Consider the following 20,302-nt stretch of genomic DNA (forward strand, 5'->3'; position numbering starts at 1 on the left):
CCGGGGAGGACTGGCGCGGCCTTTCCTTCGAGACGCCGGGGAACCCTCGCATGCCCTGGAGGTGGCCGGCGCGTTCAGACGCTCAGCGGGCGAACTGCTCCTCCTCGGTGGAGCCCTTGAGCGCGGTCGTCGAGGAGCCGGGGGCCACGGCCGTGCTGACCAGGTCGAAGTAGCCGGTGCCGACCTCGCGCTGGTGCCGGGTCGCGGTGTAGCCGCGCGCCTCGGCGGCGAACTCCGCCTCCTGCAACTCCACGTACGCCGGCATGCCGTCGCCGGCGTACCCCTGGGCCAGGTCGAACATGGAGTGGTTGAGGGAGTGGAATCCGGCGAGCGTGATGAACTGGAACTTGTACCCCATGTGCCCCAGTTCCCGCTGGAACTTGGCGATCGTGGAGTCGTCCAGGTGCTTCTTCCAGTTGAAGGACGGCGAGCAGTTGTAGGCGAGCATCTGCTCCGGGTGCTCGGCCTTGATCGCCTCGGCGAACTCGCGGGCCACCTGCAGGTCGGGCGTGCCGGTCTCCATCCAGAGCAGGTCGGAGTACGGCGCGTACGCCAGGCCGCGCGCGATGCACGCCTCCAGGCCGTTCCTGACCCGGTAGAAGCCCTCCGCGGTGCGCTCGCCGGTGGTGAAGGCCTGGTCGCGCGGGTCCACGTCACTGGTCAGCAGCGTCGCGGCCTGGGCGTCGGTCCGCGCGATGATCAGTGAGGGGACGCCGCAGACGTCGGCGGCGAGGCGGGCGGCGTTGAGCGTCTTGATGTGCTGGCCGGTGGGGATCAGCACCTTGCCGCCGAGGTGGCCGCACTTCTTCTCGGAGGCGAGCTGGTCCTCCCAGTGCACGCCGGCGGCGCCGGCCGCGATCATGCCCTTCATCAGCTCGAAGGCGTTCAGCACCCCGCCGAACCCGGCCTCGGCGTCGGCCACGATCGGCGCCAGCCAGTGCGGGCTCTCGACACCCTCCGACCAGGTGATCTGGTCGGCCCGCAGCAGCGCGTTGTTGATCCGGCGCACGACGGCCGGCACGGAGTTGGCCGGGTAGAGGCTCTGGTCCGGGTACGTCTGCCCGCCCAGGTTGGCGTCGGCCGCCACCTGCCAGCCGGACAGGTAGATCGCCTTCAGGCCCGCTCTCACCTGCTGGACGGCCTGGTTGCCGGTCAGCGCGCCGAGGGCGGCGACATAGTCCTCGGTGCGCAGCAGGCCCCACAGCCGTTCGGCGCCGAGCCGGGCCAGCGTGTGCTCCTCCTGGACGCTGCCGCGCAGCCGGATCACGTCGCCGGCGTTGTAGGTGCGCTCGATGCCCGCCCAGCGCGGGTCTCCGTCCCATTCGTCCTGCAGCTGCTCCGCAGCTCCCTTGAGGCGATCCGTCATGATCACTCCTTCGTCGTCCCCTGGGGCTTACGCCGAGTCTCTGCCCCCGGACACCCGGTCGAAAGTCGGTGACAACGATAAGATTCGAGGAAATTTCCAGAATATGCACTACTTGCCAGTATTCTGCGGAGAAAAATTCACGAGTTTTCGCCGAACCGGTCTCCTCGTGATCGTTCGCCGTCTCCGGTGTCGCGGCGGACACGAGAACGGCCACCACGCGCCCGGTCAGAGCCGGATCACGTGGTGGCCGATGGCCGATGTCACCCCTTGCCGCTGATGGCGATGCGCACCAGGTTGCGGCCCTTGACTCCGTACAGGGCGCGGCGGGACGGGTCGAGGGCCAGCTTGGGCTCGCCGCCGAACCACTGACCCGCCAGCCCGGTCACGATGGCCTTCGCGGTGAACCTCGCCAGGTCGATCTTGTACACCTTGTCGCCGTCGCCGCAGTACGCCACCCGGCCCACGACGAACAGGTCCCCGCCCTTCGCGCCGACCTGGAGCGTACGGGTGACCTTCCGGGTCCGCAGGTCGAACTCGAAGACCACGCCCGTGCTCGCCATGCCGTACACGTGCCTCGGGCCGAGCGCGAGCGCGGAGAGGTAGCGGGCGCCGGGGACGGGCTCGACCTCCCACAACAACGCGCGCGCCGACAGGTCGTAGGCGGCCAGGCGCGCGGTGGAGGTGACCGGCGGCAGGCCGAGGCCCTCCTGGGTGAGCGTGCCGAGATAGGCGATGCCCTTCCGGGTGACGACCGAGTAGACCGTCTGGCGCTCGACGGCGGGGCGCTGGGTGACGTACTCGCCGGTGCGCGGGGAGTAGAAGGACAGCGCGCCGTTCATGTGCCCGGGCTCGGGCTGGGTCGGCATCACGAGCACGCCGGTCCGGTCGTCGTAGGCGAGGTCGCGCGGCCGGTCCTGCTGGTTGCCGGTGCGCGCGAGCAGCTTGGCCTCGGCGTCGCCGGCGCGGTGGGAGTAGAGCGCGGCCTGCGTGTAGACGCCGAGATAGGTGGTGCCCGCGACGGTGAGCATGGTCTTGGGCTCGCCGGGGATGGACAGCCGGGTGACCGCGCCGGTGGCCAGGTCGTGGATGTCGGCGCCGCTCTTGCCGCCGACGTAGACGCGCTCGCCGTCGGAGTGCACCGACATCGGCTCTTCCGCCGCCGCGCGGAAACCGCGCTGCACCAGGTTGCGGTACTCCAGCGCGCCGCTCGCCGGATCGTAGACGAACACCGCGTTGTCCTGCACGCCGTAGATCCGGCCCTCATGGGCCAGGATGCGGTGGGTGGCGGCCTCGAAGTACGGCACGCCGAGGACCTCCAGCTCGCCGGTGTCCAGCCGGCAGCGGTAGAAGGTGCCGGTGGGGCGCCCCGCGAAGTAGACGTGGCCGTCGTGGATGAGGACCGAGACGATGTACTTCTCGCCCGGGGCCGTGGCCTTGACGACCCTGTGGTCGGACGGGTCGGCCTTGTTCAGGATGATCAGCTCGGCGAGCGAGTTCATGCCTCCGGCGATGTGGGTGTCGGAGACGCTCATGCTCGACACCCAGTCGCGGTCGGCCAGCTCCGACGGCAGCAGGTCGCGCCGCTCGCCGGTGGCCCGGTCGATCGCGATGAGATGGGCGTTGGCGCCGACGCCGGCGTAGACGTGCGTGTCGTCGGCCTGGATGGCGCGTACGTACGCCTCGCCCGGCACGGCCTCGCCCAGGTCGCGGACGGTTCCGGTGGCGGGGTCGTACTCCTTGACCTTGCCCGGCTCCGAGGTGCCCAAATAGACCTTGCCGTCGGGTGCGGCGGCGAGCGTCCAGATGAAGTGGTCGGGGACGGAGGCGACCTTGGTGACCGAGCCGGCCACCGTGTCCAGCTTGTACAGGTCGGACTTGGCGTGGGTGCCGACGTAGACGTCGGTGCCGACCCTGCACATCGCCCATACCCCGATGCCCGTGGGGATGTCGAAATGGGCGGTGACCGAATCCTCGGCCAGGTCGTAGGCGCCGACCACGTTGGGCGACAGCCCGCGCGATCCGGCGTAGAGCACGCCGCCGACGAACTCGGCGTTGCCGAGAGGGCTGGCGACGCTGGCGGGGCCCAGGTCGGTGAGCGTGCCTTCGGCGGGTGGGGCGGCGTGGACGGCTGTTGCCGGCAGGCCGGAGGCCACCGTGGCGACGGCGGCAGCCTGCAGGAATCGACGACGGGGGATCATGTGCGGCTCCCTGGTGCGGTTTCGCCGCACGTTATAACGGCCTGGGCCGTAATGTCCAGATCGTAAACGTGCCCCGCGGCTCGCGCCCCGCGGCCTCGATCCCGGGCCGGTGCGAAGGCATGGGCGAATCGGAGCCGGCCGGCCCGGTCCGGAAGGCGTGACCCTTTCCGGGCCGGAGGGGCGAGCCCGATCCGGCCGCCGGGATCGGTTCGGGCCGTCGGATGGAGATTCGGCCGAGACCGTTATCAAGCGTGTCCGGGGAGCCGAGGATCGTGCATCGGGTCCGTGCGGACCACGTCGTGCGGGTCGGCGGCGGTCGGCCCGTTGACGGGAGATGCTCACAAGGTTACGGTCTGGACCAAAATAAGGCACAAATGAACGAGAGGCCCTGGGCATGCTCCGATCCCTGCTCGTCGTCGTGGCGGGCCTGTTACCCGCTCTCGTCTCACCCGCCGCCTCGGCAGCCCCCTACGCCGCCCCCTCGCGGTGCGGCGGGCAGGCGGTCACCACGTACGGACCGGCCTCGGTGACCGGGGCCGTCGTCGGGGCCGCCGTCCACGAGGGCCGCGCCTACGTCGTCACCCGCGGCCCCAAGCCGCCCGTGCTCGCCGAGATCGACCTGAGCACCCGCGAGGTGGCCAGGAGCGTGACGCTCCCCGACGGCCCGGCCGACGGCGAGCCCGAGGGCGGCTGGGCCGTCGCCGTGTCCGGCGGCAAGGTCTACGTCGGCACCTATCCCGTACCCGACCTGTACGCCTTCGACATCGCCACAGGAAAGGTCGAGCACCTGCACTCCTTCGGCGGCGCCGGCGGCTTCGTCTGGAGCCTGGCCGCGGCCCCCGACGGCACCCTCTACGCGGGCACCTCCCCCGACGGGCGCGTGTGGGAGTACGTCCCTGAGACCGGCGCGGTCCGCCGCTACGACGTGCCGGCTCAGGGCGAGCACAACGTGCGCGCGGTGGCGGCCGACGACCGCTACGTCTACGCGGGCCTGCTGGAGAAGCAGCTGCTCGTGCGGATCGACCGCGAGAGCGGCGCCGTACGGCAGCTCGCGGCCGGCGGAGCCGCGATCGGCGTCGTCGCGCTCAACGGTGACCGGGTCCTGGCCGCCGCCGGCGGCGAGCTGATCGACGTCCGCAAGGACGGCACGGACCTGCGGCGGATCACCGTCGAGTCCGGGCTCCTGGACGCGCTGACCACCGCCGCGGACGGCTCCGTCCACGCCGCCTCCCGCCCCGACGGGACCGTCTACCGCTACCGGACCGGCGACACGGCGCTCACCAGGGTCATCGCCCCGCCGTCCTACGGCGACGAGACCCGCCTGCTCCACGTGACCGGCGAGAACACGCTGCTGTCCGTCGCCGGCAGCGGCGGGTTGTGGTCGCTCGACGCGGGCACCGGCGCGGCCGAGTTCACCGACCTGATCGACGCGGGCCTGCCGCCCGGCGCCGAGCGCACGCAGAGCATGCTGCTCGTCCCCGGCCGCGCGGTGTACGCCGGCGGGCACTTCGCCATGGAGATCCGCGACCTGCGCACCGGCGAGCGGCGCAGGATCCGGGTGCCGGGCGAGCCCAAGGCCATGGTCGGCAACGGGAACAAGGTCTACGCCGCCATGTACCCCACCGGCGAGATCATCTCCGTCGACGTGCGCACGGACGAGGTCCGCAGCCTCGGCTACCTGGGCCACGACCAGAAGCGGCCCTGGGACATCGAGTACGACCCCCGCTCCGGCAAGCTCCTGGTCGCGACCGCGTCGTTGTCGGCGAGCATCAGCGGCGCGCTGTCGGTGGTCGATCCGCACACCGGCGAGACGGACGTGTACCAGGGGGTCATCCCCGGCCAGAGCCTCATGAGCCTGACGCTCGACGCCGAGCGGGGCGTGGTCTACCTGGCCGGGGACGTGTTCGGCACCAGCGCGCCGTCCGCCTCCATAGCCGCCTTCGACCTCGCCCGCCGTACCGTCCTGTGGCAGGACGAGCCGGTGCCGGGCCAGCGCACCTTCCAGGACGTCAAGCTGCACGGCGGGCTGTTGTACGCGTCGTACAAGCGCGACTCGGGAGCCTGGATCGCCTGGGACCCCGAGACCCGGCAGGTCGTCCGGCAGGGCACGCTGTCCGGCTACGGCGAGCTGACCGTGCACCGGGGCCGCCTGTTCGCCTCGGTCTTCCGGGGTGGCGGCAACGCGTACGAGCTCGACGCCGAGCGCGGGGCCACGCTGCTGGCCACCGGGATGGGCGACGAGTGGCACACCAACCCGCAACTCCACTTCGAGCCCGGATCCTGGAACGCCTGGGCGATCGCGGGCCGCGACCTGGCACGGATCCGGCTGGACCCGCGCTGCCCGCCCGTGACCGTCCCCGCTCCCGGGGCCAAGGTTCCGGCCTGAACCGGAACGTTGCATGGGCGCCCGCCGGCGGATCGGCGCCGGGCCGATCCGCCGGCGCGGAAGGCGTGCGTGAGCCGCCCGCGCCGGGCTCGCGGCAGCAAGGCGAAGGCTAGAAAATGGCTCGTTTTTCTGCCTAAGATGCCGCATATGGGGCCGTTGCTCGGTGAAGAACCGCTGTCTTTGACGCAGGAGCTGGATCTGATCGCCTTCGGCCAGCGCCTCCGCCACCTGCGTAAACAGCGTGGCCTCACCCTGTCCGACCTGGGATCGCGCGTCGGCAGGGCGCCCAGCCAGCTGTCACTGCTGGAGAACGGCAAGCGCGAGCCCAAACTGTCGCTGCTCAAGTCGCTGGCCTCCGCCCTCGGCGTCCCCGTCGAGGAACTGCTGCGCCGCCAGCCGCCCAACCGCCGCGCCCAGCTCGAGATCGCGCTGGAGGAGGCCCAGCGCGACCCCATCTACGCGGGGCTCGGCCTGCCGCGGCTGAAGGTCTCCGCGCGCGTGCCGAACGACGTGCTCGAACACCTCCTCGGCCTGTACGGCGAGCTGCGCGCCCGGCAGGCCCGCGGCACCGCCACCCCGGAGGAGGCCAGGGTCGCCAACGCCGAGCTGCGCCGCCGCCAGCGGGAGGTGGGCAACTACTTCCCCGACATCGAGAAGGCCGCCGCCCAGGCGCTCGACGCCGTCGGCTACCGTACGGGCGCCCTGTCCCAGAGCATGATCCAGGGGCTGGTCACGCACTTCGGGTACACCGTGCACACCGCCCAGGACCTGCCGCGCTCCGTGCGCTCCATCACCGACCTCCGCCACCGCCGCATCTACGTCAAACACGAGCAGCTCGGCATGCACACCCCGCGCACGATCCTGCTCCAGACGCTCGGCCACCTCGCACTAGGCCACGACAAACCCCGCGACTTCGCCGACTTCCTGCGCCAGCGCACCGAGGCCAACTATTTCGCCGCCGCCGTGCTCGTCCCCGAGCGGGCCGCCGCGCCCTACCTCCAGGAGGCCAAATCGCAGCGGGCGGTGTCGGTGGAGGACCTGCGCGACGTGTTCGCGGTGTCGTACGAGATGGCCGCCCACCGCTTCACCAACCTGGCCACCCACCACCTGGGCCTCGTCTGCCACTTCGTGCGCAACGACGCCGGAGGCATCATCTACAAGGCGTACGAGAACGACGGCATCGTCTTCCCCGCCGACGAGCAGGGGGCCATCGAGGGGCAGCGCATGTGCCTGCAGTGGTCGGGGCGGCAGGTGTTCGCCTCCCCCGACCGGTTCTCGGTGTACTACCAGTACTCCGACTCGCCCACCGGGACCTACTTCTGCGTGGCCCACGTCGATCCGTCGCGCGAGCGGGACTTCGCCATCACGCTGGGGGTGCCGTACAAGGAGTCGCGCTGGTTCCGGGGGCGCGAGACCACCAACCGCACCCGTTCCGGCTGTCCCACCGGTGACTGCTGCCGCCGCCCGCCCGCCGGGCTGGCCGAACGGTGGGAGGGGTACGCCTGGCCGTCCGCCCGCGCCAACTCCCATGTCCTGGCCGCGCTGCCGCCGGGGTCGTTCCCCGGCGTGGACGAGGCGGACGTCTACACCTTCCTGGAGCGCCACGCCACCACCCCCTAAGCTGAAATGTGGGGATACGGGGGGAGGGGTCGCATGCTGCCTGAGGTGCGTGGATGGTTGCGACGCCGTACTTCGTGCGTCACGGACTGGCCGCTCGGGGACCTGGTGGCCGCCAAGGGTGCGACCACGGTGAGCGTGGTGCTCCCGGCTCGCGACGAGCGGGAGACCGTGGGGGAGATCGTCACGGTGATCCGGCGGGAGCTGGGCGCGCTCGTCGACGAGGTCGTGGTCATCGACTCGCGTTCCACCGATGACACGGCCCTGGTGGCCGCGCGGGCCGGCGCCACGGTGCACGCTCAGGACGAGATCCTGCCGCAGCTCAAGCCGCTCGACGGCAAGGGGGAGGCGCTCTGGAAGTCGCTGGCGGTCACGTCGGGGGACGTGCTGGTGTTCGCCGACGCCGATATCCGGAAATTTCATCCTTCACTGGTTTTCGGGCTGCTCGGACCGATCCTCGCCGACCCGAGCGTGGTGTACGCCAAGGCCTGTTATGACCGTCCCCTGAACGGGTCCTCGAACGGCGGCGGCCGCGTCACCGAACTGGTCGCCCGCCCGCTGATCAACCTCCACTGGCCGCGGCTGGCCGGGTTCGTGCAGCCGCTGGCCGGCGAGTACGCCGGCCGGCGCTCCGCCCTGGAGCGGGTGCCGTTCCTGACCGGGTACGGCGTGGAGCTCGGGCTGCTGATCGACCTGCTCGAGCTGGCAGGTCTGGACGCGTTCGCGCAGGTGGACCTGGGCTCGCGGGAGCACGCACCGCAGTCGACGGAGGCCCTGGGAGGGATGGCGTCCCAGATCATGCTGGCCGCGTGGTCACGGCTGGAACGCCAGGGCAAGATCGAGGCGTGCCACGTGCCGTCGCTCCGGCTGGCCCAGTTCCGCAGGGCGGCGGACGGGCACGACGTCCTGCTGACCGACATCGGCATCGCCGAACGCCCGCCGATGATCACGATGGCGGCCTGAGCCCCTGATCGACGGCTTCCTGATCGGTCTACCCGCCGGTAGGGTGTTACCGCCGGTAACGAGCAAGGGGTCCCGCATGAGCGCTTTCTGTCCCGAGCCCAGCGACGACGTGGCCGAGGTACGCGACTGGGTGCACGCGTTCGCCCGCGACGTGATCCGCCCGGCGGGCGCCGAATGGGACGAGCGCGAGGAAACCCCGTGGCCGGTCATCCAGGAGGCGGCCAAGATCGGGCTCTACTCGCTCGACTTCTTCGCCACCCAGTGGTTCGAGGAGAGCGGGCTGGCGCTGCCGCTGGCGTTCGAGGAGGTCTTCTGGGGCGACGCGGGCATCGGCCTGTCCATCGTCGGCACCGGGCTGGCGGCCGCGGCCCTGGCCGGCAACGGCACGCCCGAACAGGTGGGGGAGTGGCTGCCGCAGATGTTCGGCTCGGAGAGCGACGTCAAGCTGGGCGCCTTCTGCGCGTCGGAGCCCGACGCCGGGTCCGACGTCGGCGCCATCCGCACCCGCGCCGTGCCCGACGGTGACGACTGGGTGCTGGACGGCGTCAAGGCGTGGGTCACGAACGGCGGCATCGCCAACGTGCATGTGGTCGTCGCCTCGGTCGACCCGTCACTCGGCACCCGCGGCCAGGCCTCCTTCGTCGTCCCCCCGGGCACGCCCGGCCTGTCGATGGGACAGAAGTTCCGCAAGCACGGAATCCGCGCCTCGCACACGGCCGAGGTCGTGCTCGACCGCGTCCGCGTACCGGGCTCGTGCCTGCTGGGCGGCAAGGAGAAGCTGGAGGCCCGGCTGAGCCGGGTGCGCAACGGGGAGCGGGCGGGGGAGCAGGCGGCGATGCGCACGTTCGAGACCACCCGCCCGGCCGTCGCCGCGATGGCCGTGGGCATCGCGCGGGCGGCCTTCGAGTACGCCAGGGACTACGCGCGCGAGAGGGAGCAGTTCGGCCGCAGGATCGGATCGAACCAGGCGATCGCCTTCCTGCTGGCCGACATGGCCACCCGCGTCGACGTCGCCCGCCTGCTGACCTGGCGGGCCGCCTGGATGGCCAGGAACGGCAGGCCCTTCGAGCAGGCGGAGGGCTCGATGTCGAAACTGGTGGCGGGAGAGACGGCGGTGTGGGTGACCGAGCAGGCCGTCCAGATCCTGGGCGGCGCCGGCTACACGCGCGACCATCCGGTCGAGCGCTTCCACCGCGACGCCAAGATCTTCACCATCTTCGAGGGCACGTCGGAGATCCAGCGCCTCATCATCGGCCGGGCGGTCACCGGCCTGCCGGTCCACTGAGAACGCCGCACGTCGAAGGGATGGCGTGTCCGCAGGACCATCATCGCGGCACACCGCCCCTGACCGATCCCTCGCCGCTGTGTGACTTGCAGTTCTGTCTCAGTTCTGTCTCAGCGGCTTCGGGTGGCCGGAACTGTCGGTCAATGGCCTCGCGGACGCGGTCGTGCGACGAAGGCAGCATGTGAGCGCAGACACGGAGAGTAAGTGCCGGGTCGGCGTGGCCCTAGTACTCGGAGAGATCCTTGATCGTCACACCACCTGCCAGAGTGACGCTGGCGAAGTAGTGACGGAGCTGGTGTGTGCCCTGCTGCCGGGTGGTGAGGTACCGCCGACGGAAGGGTGTACGGCCGTGGGGCGTGGGCGTCGATCGCGGAAGTGCGTGGTGCGAAGCCGCGCGAGATTCAGGAGGCTCTGGGTCTTGAGTCGTTCGAGACGACTCTGATCTACCTGCATTCTCGGGACCAACTGGAAAGAGATTCTTCCCAGTTGGTGGCGTCGGCGATCGAGTAGGAGGTTGGCGTGCCCAGGTCGAGATCGAGCGCGCTGGACAAGGCGGCGTGGATGCACCACTGCGGCGCGATCAACCTGGGCACGTGGACGGGCCGCGCGGTGTGCGGTGGGTGCCGGTTCAGTGTGGACCATGCCGAAAATGTCGAGCAGTACCGGCTCGTCCGCGCTTGGTGATCAGGGTATGGGGATTCTTCGCATGCGTCGCGCGTCTGCGCATTCGAAACGCTGGTCACGCTAGATTCACAAGTCCCAGCTGCACACTGACGCGTGATCGCTTCGGTCCGAGCGTCATTTGGATAGGTCCGAATGTTGATCTTGTTAGCGTCAATCTGAGACGTTTCCGCTGGTAACGACATAATGACAAGGCCTGAGAGCCGGTGAACCGTCGCGTCACCGGCTCTCTGCTACGCCCCCGCTCATCCGTTCTCAGCGCCACGCACGTGACGCCCGCCTCAGTAGAGCTGGCCGCGGATGGCGCCGTCCGGGAACTCCTCGTTGTGGACGTTGGCGTAGAACTGCCTCGGACTGTGGGCGATGGCCTTCAATTCGCCGAAGGTCAGAGTGGTATCGGCGTTGTCGGCCGTCTGGCGTTTCATGGCGCGGATGCACTCGCTCGCGAAGCCTTCGCTGGGCGCCTTCAGCGTCACCACGATCGGACCCGCCACCCCTTCCCTGCCTCTGTGGATGTGCGCCGCGGTCGCGGGCTCGATGTTGTGTGCGGTGATGACATAGCAGAGCGACGATCCGATCACCTTCCAGGCGAAGGTGCCGACACCGTCCGGATCGCCGGGGCCGGGAACCTCTTGTTCTCCGGTCATCTCGACGAACCGGAAGGGCGGCGGAGTGTGGCTCGTGGTCGCGCTGGCTGTACCGGGAAATACGGCCATTGCTGCGGCGAGTGCCGGAAGTAGGACGAATGACCTGATCAAGACAAGCCTCCTTGATAGCTATATGTAGTGATTGATTACGCTCTGTAGTCACTCTTTTCCGAGGTCTACCGGATCGAACCGCGCTGTGATGACCGGGTTTCCTAAAGAAAAGCGTGATCACAACCGATTTATGGCTATATGCCCAATTCGGCGTAGCCTCCTGTCGTGAACGTCTGGCGCGGACCCTGCGGCATCGAAGTAGAGGTCATCGTGCTCGACCAGTCCCCACGCTTCCGCGTCACGCAGACAGTGTGTGGCCGCCGCTACCTGGTCGCCTACTGCTCCCGCGTCCAAGAGGTCGCCGAGCACGTCAACTTGGCCGACCTGTGCGAGGTCATCGACTTCTCGGCCAAGCGCGACAGAAGTGTTGCTGCTCGAACCGGGGCACTTTCTTGTACCGGTCGCGGACGACCTCGACCGGAGGGCTGAGTCCATGGAGTTAGGCCCGGCCAAGAGGGACGGGCCCTCCGCATACGACGGGGCGTGACCGACTATGCGGGCGGATCCACGCGATGGGTGAATCAGCGCCAAGGCGTACCCACTGCCGTTCCGGCGTCACGGTGAAGGTGAACGCCGACATGTGCGGTCTACCGGCGTCCAGCCACGTGCCCAGCGCCCGCTCCACCCGGCCCCACAGCCGATGCGGCCCATACTGGTGGACCTCCCACCCGCTCGGCTGCGAGGGCCGGACGTCGGCGTGCGAGCCCGACTCCACGTCGTGTAGCGCGAGGATCTCCCCCGCCCAGGCGCGCTGCGCCTTGGGCGCGGCAAGCTGGGCGACGAGCAGGCCCGTTTCGTCGTTCAGCAGCGCCGGATCCGTGGTGGTGTGGCTCTCCTCCCCGCCGCCGAACTCCATGGTGTCCAGCGGCGGGGCGGCGTGCGGCCTGGCCGGCATGAAATACACCGGCTCCGGAAGGAACCCGCCGTGCGCAGTGCCGTCGTCGGCGACCACCAGGTGCGCGAGCGCGGCGCCGCCGGTCCAGCCCAGCATGGGAGTGGTGATGGTGCCGCCGGGCCGGACCTGCTGCAGCCACATCTTCGGGATCGTCCGTACCGCGCAGGTGGCGTGAGGTCGGCCCGAGACGCCCTGCCGGTGTTGCCACCGGTGGGTTTCCTCGGGCCGCCTCCCGAACCCGCCGTGCCTGTCTCCAGGCAACGGGCTCTCCGCAAGTCCCGATGGGCATTCAGTTACTCATGCAGTGGTCCGCCAGGGAGTGGGGATTGCTGTGCCCCGGTATCGGTACCGTGTTGTTCGTACCTTTCCCGGGTCGAACAGCGCCCGCTTGTCCGAGGCAGGCCATGTTCCGCCCGCGCAATAGCGGCGGCGGAAGTCTTTCCATCTGAATCTGGTTCCTCCTGTCCGCGATCAGGAGTCAGGCCCTCGGTTTTGTGGCGGGTTGCCGAGGTGTCCCTTCGTGTGCTCGCGGCGTCCTTCTCCAGTAGCGTGCGTAGCGTCGAGATGTCTGGGGCCGAATAGGCACGGTCGCGCTTCGTGACGTGCTCCGCGACCCAGTCGCCATGGCGGCCATCGGTGTCGCGTTCACGCCAGATGTGCCACTCGTGGAAATCCGCTGCGAGGATCTCCGCAGGGCTGGGTAGGGTCCCGAGGTCGTGCAACGGCTTGTCCGTGTCCATGCCGCACCTCCGACTGGGCTGAAGGTACGCGGCGGCTATGGTCGGAACCAGAAACGCGGCGCAGCCGTTTGGCTGCGCCGCGCCCGTAGGGGATGCGGAACGTATCCCTTAGTCGTCGAGGTGGAGGAAGTCGGCGAGTTCGCGCTGTTCGCTGCTGGGCATGCGGGTCCTGGACTCGATGATCTCTCTGGTCACGTCCCGGCCGGCCTGCTGGTATTGCAGCCACTCGGCGTGCGTGCGGCGAAGCCCGGTCATGACCTCTGTCGCTTGGTCGGTGTCGCCGACGCGCACGAGGGCTCGCGCTCGGTCGAGTTTGGCGCGGTTGAGGGTGGAGGCGTTGGTGCGGCCGACGTCGCGCGGCAGGTCGTCCATCACTTCCAGTGCCTTGTCGGGGCGGCCCTCGATCATCGCGTTCTCGGGCTCCAGCAGGGCGACCGTGAGCGGGCCGAATGCCTTTTGGCCGCCGAGGTCGTGCTCACGGCCGAGCCTGGCACCGGCGGTCTTGGCGAGCGTGAGGTATTCGTTTGCTTCCTCGGGCCGGTTGTTGCGGATCGCTCCGGCGCTGGCCCGCATGAGTATCCATCCCCACGCGGCCAGTTCGTCGGGGGTGGCCTGGGACATCTTCGGTTCGATCTGGTCGGCGGCTCGTGCGCAGAGCTGCTCTACCTCGTCGAAGCGGCCTTGCCTCAACATCGCCCACGCCTGGGAGGAGATGGCGGAGGCGGCGAGCGCCCGGTCACCTGCTGCGATGGCGTCGCGCGTGGCTTCTTGCAAAGTCATGAGCGCCAGGTCGTGCGCGCGGATCTGGATGAGGTAGCGGCCGGCGAGCCCGAGCACGGCTGAGCGGACCTTGTGGGCTTGGGTGCGTTCGGCTCCGTCGTCGAACCGGGCGACGTGGTAGTGCGCGGATCGGACGAGTGCGGGCAGCAGGTGCGCGAGGTCGTCGTACCGGTCGGCGTGGTAGGCGCGGTTGACGGCGGCCGCGGCGTCGATGAGGCGGGGGAGTGCGACGTCGTCGTGGTCGGCGGTGCCGATGACGGGCATGCCGTTGAGCCCGATCGGGGGATGAGCGCGGCCCGCATTTCGGTGAGTACGGTGTCGTCGCCGGTGTCCACGGTGGGGCGCGGTGACCCCGCCGCGACGAACCAGACGGTGGTGACGCCGAGGACCTTCGCAATCTGGCGGTAGGTCTCCATGCGGGCGGATCCGCCCTGCTCGATCTTTTTGATGACAGGTACGGAGAGGCCCGCGCGTTCGGCGAGATCTTCTTGCGTGAGTCCGCGCCGCTTGCGCAGCTCCCGTAGTCTCGCGCCGGGCTCCGTGCTAGCGTCGTGCATGGCCCTGCACCTCCTGAGTGTTCTACGCAAAGCTCAAGCTAAGTCGCGGGGCTCTTTCGTGCGAGACCTTCGGGAGTTAAGTTAAGGCCTCTTGATTTGCTGAGGGATTGTTAGGAGAAGTCTGGCCCAGGCGGTGTGGGGCTCGGCCAAGGAGGGCTCGAGGTCCATGGACCAGGCTCAACGGCATCGATTTCGTCCAACTTGGACAAGATCATATCTACTCGTCGTCGAATTTCCGCGTCAGGCACTATGCCTGCCTCAATGTCCTGCATGAGCAGTTCGATCCAGCGCTCCGCCGAAGTCAGTTCGCTGTGCTTCTGAGCTGCGACTGCTGCACGCTCTGGAGCTCGCAGTGCAGCTGCGCCTGCAGATACGGCGGTCGCGATAAAGGACACGATGATTACGGCAGTGCGGAATGCCGGGGAAAGATCCTCGTCGATCGCGACTGTCCCTCCGACTAATGCCGACCCAGCCGCAGCAATGACGGGAAGCCACTGGGCGAACCTAGACCATCGCTTCTGGTCTTTTGCGTGTCGGTCTCTTTGGGCCCTAACGTGCTCCCTGGCCAGTTCCAGTGCCCTGCGGAGTGGCTCGATCGATGTGGGCGTGGTCGGCATGGCGCTCCCCTGGACCGCTGTCAACGCTTACGCCCCCGAGAACCATATGGAAGCACGTCTCCTCGAGTTCGTACAGGCCTATATTGGATCGTTCCAGAATGCATGCATGCAGGTATGGGCCAATTGCTACTCAATGGGCCAAGGTGGTGGGAATCTGGGGCGAAGTGAGCGGCAGCAGCTGAAAGGGCTGACCGGTGTTGTTGTAGCTGATGCGGGTGATGTGCAGCAGGGGACTGCCGCGGCTGACCTTGAGTTTCGACGACTCTTCTTGGCTGGCTGGCTGGCTGGGCGGATGCGGGTGTGCAGGTCCACGACGCCGGACGGTCGCCGTGGCCGGCGTCGCCGGGTGGCTGTGGTACTCGGCTGCGCACTGGCGGCGTCACCGCCGCCTGCCGCTGCCCGGCCGTACGGACAAGCTCGACATCGAGCCGCCCGAGGTCGTCGTTGAGCAGGTGGAGTTGAACCCCGAGGTGCAGCAGATCATGAGGCGGTTCAACGAGCGGCTGGCCACCAAGGGCGGCCGGGCGCGCACATCGGCTACTTCTACGACCTGCAGCCCGCGCACTGGGCGTTCTTCACGAAGTCCGGCGGCATGCGGCACGGCATCATCGTCGGCGACTCCGAGGCGGGCAAGTTGCGGTCGGTGGAGACGCTGATCAGCCTGGCCCACCTGTCCGACCAGATCGCCACGGTGGCTGCTCGACCCGCAGGGCGGCAGCATGCCGGACTGGAACGGCCGCACCCACCGCTGCGCCCTCGGCGAGGACGACTGCATGGGCGAGCTGGAGCTGTGGCACTGGGTGATGCGCCGCCGCGTGCGCCACCTAGGATCCCGTGGGTGGACGAGGACGGCGACGAGCGGACGGGCAAGACGCACCTGGCGTCCGGTGACCCCGACGCCGGCGGCATGACCGGGATCTTCTTCGTCCTGGATGGCCGCGATCATCGACGTGCTGGCGGATGCGGAGGGCATGGCGCTGGAGCTCGGGGAGCTGCTGCACCACGTGCTCAAGCGGCGGGTGGCGGCTCCACCGAGTGAGATCCACGCGCAGCTCAAGCGGCTCGTGAAGGACGGGCGGGTGTGGCCGGTCAAGGACGGAGGAGAGGCGTACGCCCTGCCTGAGAAGATCCTGGAGCGTCTGGAGGCGAAGTCGTCATCGCGGCCGGCGCGGCCCTGGTGGCGCTGGAGAGGCTCGACGGGGGAGTGGTCGGCATCGCGCTGACCGTCGTCGTGGTCTGGATGTTCTCGGTCGCTACGTGGGGCCTGCCCGGAGGCTCGGTGCTGCTGGTGTCGGGCCTGGCGGTTCCGGTCGCATTCGGTCATCGCGGTAGATGAGGCTGGCTGATCCTCAGGCGCAGGAAGACACCTTCCTCGCTCCACGTCCTTGGAGATAAATCTCCGGGGCAGTGACTTCCTCCTGCTGCCACGGAAGCCAGGTCTCGACTATTCGGGCTTGTTCCCCCGGGGCTGGCACGGACCAGAGGCGACCGTCGATCGTGTTGTGAAGACCGAACCTGATTCTCTCATCTTGCAATGCCGGGTCGTCTGGCAATGGGACCAAAAAGTCCACCTCGGTGCACGCGGGGATGGTAAAAGGCGAGAGGTACAGGACCAACCCCGGTCTCTCCCGCGGGAATATCCTGCCCTCCACGATCACGGGTACGGTGTTGCTGTTCTGCATCGTGTATGTGGTGGTGTAGCGGGGCTGCTCGTCCGCTACAGAACTCGTTGTTGCACTGTAGGCCGTTACACGATTGGCGAGCTGCTGCGCTGCCAGCGCTGCTTGCTGTTCGCTGATCTCTAGTGCGTTCAGGGCGATGAAGAGCGCTGGCACCGCCGCAACACCCGCCAGGACGGTGCCGACCGCAGTCCACACTTGAAGCGCCCGCCCTTCTCGTGGCTGGGCTTGCTTCGCTCTTCGCATGCGCGCTCGTTCGGCGGCACGAATGGTGGCCTTCGCGGTTGGCCGAGGATGCCGGGGACTGATACGCACGTGCACGGCCCGTCGAGGCGTCGAAGGCTCGGCGAGGCGGTGAAGGAAGCGGGCGAGGCGTCGGTGGATGGGCAGCATGCCCTCAATCGTGCCGCCCGCGTCAACCTGCGGGGCGTGTCCTTCTATGCGGCTCGACGGGGCCGTGGTCGGCATTGTGTTGACCGTCGTCGCGGCCTCGGCGTCTCGGCCGCCTCTAGGGTCTGGCAGGCGGCAGTGCGCTGGTGCTGTCTTAGCCATCTCATCCTTGATGCGCAAGACGCGTCTGACGCGTCATATGCTGCGTGACAAGTCATGGGGAAGCATGACAAATAACGGCTGAGGTTGAAGAGCGGCGGCTGGCTAACGGAGGGGCAATGGTGGCGGAGAAGCACCTGACTCCGGAGGACTTGGCGGAACGGGTGGGTGTGCCCATCTCGACGGTGTATCAGTGGAACTCTCATCATCGGCCGGGCGGTCACCGGTCTGCCCGTGAGGTAAGGGTCGCGCGGGTCCGAGTGATGCGCCGATCGGGTCAGCTGATGCTGTTCACCCAGATGCCGATGGGAATGGACAGGGCAGCCGACAGGAGCAGGCCGCTGAGGAAGAAGGCCCACTCCCGTCGTCGAGCGGCGCGAATGGTCTGCTTGGTCTCGCCGACGAGGATGGTGCGGATGTCCTCGGCTTGGTCCTTGTTGAGTTCGAGGAGCCGCTGCTGGTGCTCGGCTTCGGCGAGAAGCGCGTCGCGGGTCGCGCGTTGGGCTTCGAGGTCACGCTGGAGCTCGACCATCAGGGCGGCCGCTTCCGTGAAGGACGCGTTGACGGCCTGGATGCGTCGCGTCAGGCGTTCGCCGGGATCCTCCACAGCCTCTGCGAGCCGGGGAGGCCGGCTGGTCGCCATGAGATACCCGAACACCACCACCCCGGCTGCTTCGATCGAGATCAGAGCGATCACGATGGGGGTCGGCACGGTGAAGTCAGGGTAGGTCTTGGTCAGTTGCCCGACGCCATAGCCTGCGCCGATGAAGGTGACGGCAGCCAGCGTGCCTATGGCGAGTCCGATGACGAAACGACGGCGGTCCACTAGATCATTTCATCGTGCCGGTGGGTGCCGATGTCGGCTTGTGACCAGATTGCTACGTTGCGACCATTCGTCTGCTGGTAGCGGCCGTCCACGGGCTCCCGCCGGTCCAGGTTCAGCTGGTGAGGGAGGCGCGGCCGTCGATGAGCGCGAGCGTGGCGGCGGCCGCGCGTTGAACCGCAAGCTCCACGCCCTGCTCGCCGGTGCCGAACATGCCCAGGTGCAGGAGTTCCGCGTGGCCGTGCGCGGTGGCTGCGACGGCCAGCCCGAGCGCCTCGGCGGCCACCGGATCATCCGCCGACAGGGCCATGGCCCCTGCCTGGAAGGCCTCCTTCACGGGACGGGACGCCTGTTCCAGCTCCGGTTCACCGGCCGTCGACCACATGCCGAACAGCGTCTCGAACAGCGCCCGGTGCTTTGCGGCGAACCGCACGTATCCCCTGGCCACAGCGACCAGCCGATCCTGCGGTGCGCTGCCGCCGTGTTCCGCGGTGACGGCTTCGACCAGGAGGTTTCCTGCGCGCACGCCGACCGCGAGCAGCAACTCGTCGCGATCGGTGAAGTGGCGGTAGGGCGCGCTGAGCGCGACACCCAGCTGCCTGCTCGCCTCCGCCATGGAAAAGGCCTGCACGCCCCGCTCGGCCACCAGCTCCATGGCGGTTTCGATGAGCGCGGCGCGCAGGTCGCCGTGGTGGTAGCGGTCACGCTTGGTCGTTCGGGACACCTGTCGGGGCATGCACTCAGATTAACGACAGCTCATCCAGCGCACGGATCTCGCTCTCGGTCAGCCGGAAGCTCATCGTGCCCGCCGCCTCGGCCGCCTGCCCGGGTCGGGAGGCGCCAGGGATGGCCACGACGGTGTCACCGTACCGGGTGATCAGCCAGTTGAGCGCCACCTGGGAGACCGTGGCGCCGTGCTCCTCACCGATGCGGCGCATGGCGTTGATGAGCGGAGCGGTGCGTGCGAGCCCTCGGTCGCTCAGCTGGCTACGGGAGAAGATCCTGCGCGCCGGTGGCGCAGACCTGGCCAGGCTCACGTTGTCGTGGTAACGCCCGGTGAGCACCCCGCCCTCCAGAGGCGAGTACGCGATGAGCGTGACGCCCAGCTTTCGCGCGGCCTCCAGCACGCCGTCCCGCTCGATCTTCCGGTGCAGCAGGCTGATCCGCACCTGATTGGAGGCCAACGTGACGCCTTCGGCGGCCAGCACGCTGTGGGCGAGCACGAGCTGCCGGGCGGAGAAGTTGGAGACGCCGACCGCACCGATCGTTCCTTCCCTGAACAGTCTCGCCATGACCTTGAGCTGGGCGGTGATGCTCGACAGGCCCCCGCTGGGCGAATGGATCTGGTGCAGAGCGATGGGGTGGCCGCCCAGGTGCTTCAAGCGGTCACCGACGGTCGCGGCGATGCTGGCCGCGGTGCGCAGGTGCGGCGTCCACTTCGTCGCGACGCTGACCTGCCCGGGGGCGAGGCCACACTGCTGCAACGCGGTGGCGAGGGTCTCCTCCGAGCGGCCCCTGCCGTACATCTCGGCGGTGTCGAACCACGTCACCCCGTTGTCGAGGGCGGCGCGCACGACCGAGGTGGCCACCTCCTGGCCGATCGGGTTGATGATCAAGCGCGTGTAATTGGCTGTGCCGGCGAACTGCATGCACCCCAGTCCGATGGGGCTGATCTCGATGCCCGTCTCGCCGAGCTGCCGCACGTTGATGTGATTAGCATTCACATTGTGAAAGGCTATCACATTTCGACGTGATCAGCGGGTCCGGGGTTCGAGCCCTCCACGACGAGGCTGTTGCGGTCACGCCGCGGACCGTCAGAAAGCCCCACGCACCACCGATGAGTTCTGCTCCTCGCGTCGGTCTCATCGTGCATGAGCGAACAAGCACCCAGCGCGACCACGAACCTCGACCGTTACGGAGACGCGGAGCTGCCGTGGAGCCGTGCGCGGGACGCGCTCGCCGCCGAGCCGAGCCCCGACGTCACGTACTTCCTCGGTACGTGCCGCCCCGACGGAACGCCGCACGCCGCGGGCGTCGGCGCGCAGTGGCTGGGCGGCGACCTCTACTTCACCAGCAGCCCGGCCGCCCGCAAGGCTCGTGACCTGGCGGAAAACCCGCGCTGCACGATCTCCGTCCGGCTTCCCGGCATCGATCTCGTCCTCAACGGCAGCGCGGCCAGAGTGAGCGATCCGCAGACGCTGGAGCAGGTCGCCGCCGGCTATCGCGCGGGCGGCTGGCCCGCGGAGGTCGAGGGTGACGCGCTCACGGCCCCGTTCAGCGCGCCCAGCGCCGGGCCGCCGCCCTGGCAGGTCTACCGGTTCGCCTTCCACACGGTGGTCGGCGTCGCGACCGAGGAACCGTACGGCGCGACCCGCTGGCGTTTCGAACCTCAGCAGCCGTAACGCGGC

Annotated in this window: 18 protein-coding genes and 1 pseudogene; 8 read left to right on the forward strand and 11 right to left on the reverse strand. The window is 68.7% G+C overall.

From position 1 onward, the window contains the following. Positions 1-82 precede the first annotated feature (82 nt). Together aceA and ABGB14_RS30855 are read right to left on the reverse strand one after the other, a co-directional pair. A complete protein-coding gene (gene aceA, locus ABGB14_RS30850; RefSeq protein WP_347647347.1) occupies positions 83-1,372 on the reverse strand; it encodes an isocitrate lyase in 1,290 nt (429 codons plus the stop codon). Between the two features lie 254 nt (positions 1,373-1,626). After that, on the reverse strand, positions 1,627-3,564 hold the full coding sequence (locus ABGB14_RS30855) for a hypothetical protein (protein ID WP_347647348.1): 1,938 nt from the start codon (positions 3,562-3,564) through the stop codon (positions 1,627-1,629). Positions 3,565-3,958: 394 nt separating this feature from the next. On the opposite strand from ABGB14_RS30855, the gene ABGB14_RS30860 reads away from it, so the two are divergent. The 5 genes from ABGB14_RS30860 (at position 3,959) to ABGB14_RS30880 (ending at position 10,499) form a co-directional block, all read left to right on the forward strand. Then, positions 3,959-5,950 (forward strand): PQQ-binding-like beta-propeller repeat protein, encoded by a 1,992-nt coding sequence (locus tag ABGB14_RS30860; protein WP_347647349.1) that lies wholly within the window; start codon positions 3,959-3,961, stop codon positions 5,948-5,950. Positions 5,951-6,130: 180 nt separating this feature from the next. Further along, the gene (locus ABGB14_RS30865; protein WP_347647501.1) at positions 6,131-7,570 is read left to right on the forward strand and encodes a helix-turn-helix domain-containing protein; all 1,440 of its coding nucleotides are present in this window, start codon (positions 6,131-6,133) and stop codon (positions 7,568-7,570) included. Positions 7,571-7,603: 33 nt separating this feature from the next. Further along, positions 7,604-8,530: a glucosyl-3-phosphoglycerate synthase gene (locus ABGB14_RS30870; protein WP_347647350.1), complete on the forward strand. Its 927-nt coding sequence runs from the start codon at positions 7,604-7,606 to the stop codon at positions 8,528-8,530. Positions 8,531-8,606: 76 nt separating this feature from the next. Next, positions 8,607-9,815: an acyl-CoA dehydrogenase family protein gene (locus ABGB14_RS30875; protein ID WP_347647351.1), complete on the forward strand. Its 1,209-nt coding sequence runs from the start codon at positions 8,607-8,609 to the stop codon at positions 9,813-9,815. Positions 9,816-10,334: 519 nt separating this feature from the next. Continuing rightward, entirely contained in the window at positions 10,335-10,499 is a 165-nt protein-coding gene (locus tag ABGB14_RS30880; RefSeq protein ID WP_347647352.1) for a hypothetical protein, read from the forward strand. A gap of 278 nt (positions 10,500-10,777) precedes the next feature. On the opposite strand, the gene ABGB14_RS30885 is transcribed toward ABGB14_RS30880, so the two are convergent. Then, the gene (locus ABGB14_RS30885; protein WP_347647353.1) at positions 10,778-11,254 is read right to left on the reverse strand and encodes a CHRD domain-containing protein; all 477 of its coding nucleotides are present in this window, start codon (positions 11,252-11,254) and stop codon (positions 10,778-10,780) included. Positions 11,255-11,419: 165 nt separating this feature from the next. Between ABGB14_RS30885 and ABGB14_RS30890 the strand changes: the two genes are divergently transcribed. After that, entirely contained in the window at positions 11,420-11,683 is a 264-nt protein-coding gene (locus tag ABGB14_RS30890; protein WP_347647354.1) for a transposase, read from the forward strand. 10 nt (positions 11,684-11,693) lie between these two features. Here the strand turns inward: ABGB14_RS30890 and ABGB14_RS30895 are convergent, their stop codons facing one another. From ABGB14_RS30895 to ABGB14_RS30910, 4 genes and pseudogenes are all read right to left on the reverse strand, one after another. Further along, positions 11,694-12,290, reverse strand: a complete 597-nt coding sequence (locus ABGB14_RS30895) for a hypothetical protein (RefSeq protein WP_347647355.1) — start codon at positions 12,288-12,290, stop codon at positions 11,694-11,696. A 707-nt stretch (positions 12,291-12,997) separates the two neighbouring features. Continuing rightward, positions 12,998-13,933, reverse strand: coding sequence for a hypothetical protein (locus ABGB14_RS30900; protein ID WP_347647506.1), 936 nt, complete (start codon positions 13,931-13,933; stop codon positions 12,998-13,000). Positions 13,934-14,088: 155 nt separating this feature from the next. Further along, positions 14,089-14,226: pseudogene (locus ABGB14_RS30905) on the reverse strand (helix-turn-helix transcriptional regulator); the annotation flags it as partial. A 1,160-nt stretch (positions 14,227-15,386) separates the two neighbouring features. Then, positions 15,387-15,533 (reverse strand): hypothetical protein, encoded by a 147-nt coding sequence (locus tag ABGB14_RS30910; protein ID WP_347647356.1) that lies wholly within the window; start codon positions 15,531-15,533, stop codon positions 15,387-15,389. A gap of 242 nt (positions 15,534-15,775) precedes the next feature. Here ABGB14_RS30910 and ABGB14_RS30915 point away from each other — a divergent pair, with 242 nt between their 5' ends. Beyond that, positions 15,776-16,066, forward strand: a complete 291-nt coding sequence (locus ABGB14_RS30915) for a hypothetical protein (RefSeq protein WP_347647357.1) — start codon at positions 15,776-15,778, stop codon at positions 16,064-16,066. 126 nt (positions 16,067-16,192) lie between these two features. Here ABGB14_RS30915 and ABGB14_RS30920 read toward each other — a convergent pair whose 3' ends face one another. The 4 genes from ABGB14_RS30920 to ABGB14_RS30935 form a co-directional block, all read right to left on the reverse strand. Then, a complete protein-coding gene (locus tag ABGB14_RS30920) occupies positions 16,193-16,768 on the reverse strand; it encodes a hypothetical protein (RefSeq protein ID WP_347647358.1) in 576 nt (191 codons plus the stop codon). A 580-nt stretch (positions 16,769-17,348) separates the two neighbouring features. Then, on the reverse strand, positions 17,349-17,897 hold the full coding sequence (locus tag ABGB14_RS30925) for a hypothetical protein (RefSeq protein ID WP_347647359.1): 549 nt from the start codon (positions 17,895-17,897) through the stop codon (positions 17,349-17,351). Positions 17,898-18,009: 112 nt separating this feature from the next. Next, positions 18,010-18,630: a TetR/AcrR family transcriptional regulator gene (locus ABGB14_RS30930; protein ID WP_347647360.1), complete on the reverse strand. Its 621-nt coding sequence runs from the start codon at positions 18,628-18,630 to the stop codon at positions 18,010-18,012. 4 nt (positions 18,631-18,634) lie between these two features. Continuing rightward, positions 18,635-19,618: an aldo/keto reductase gene (locus tag ABGB14_RS30935; RefSeq protein WP_347647361.1), complete on the reverse strand. Its 984-nt coding sequence runs from the start codon at positions 19,616-19,618 to the stop codon at positions 18,635-18,637. 147 nt (positions 19,619-19,765) lie between these two features. Between ABGB14_RS30935 and ABGB14_RS30940 the strand changes: the two genes are divergently transcribed. After that, entirely contained in the window at positions 19,766-20,296 is a 531-nt protein-coding gene (locus ABGB14_RS30940) for a pyridoxamine 5'-phosphate oxidase family protein (protein ID WP_347647362.1), read from the forward strand. The last annotated feature ends 6 nt before the right edge of the window (positions 20,297-20,302 follow it).

The sequence above is a fragment of the Nonomuraea sp. B10E15 genome (assembly GCF_039871615.1).
Lineage (GTDB): Bacteria > Actinomycetota > Actinomycetes > Streptosporangiales > Streptosporangiaceae > Nonomuraea.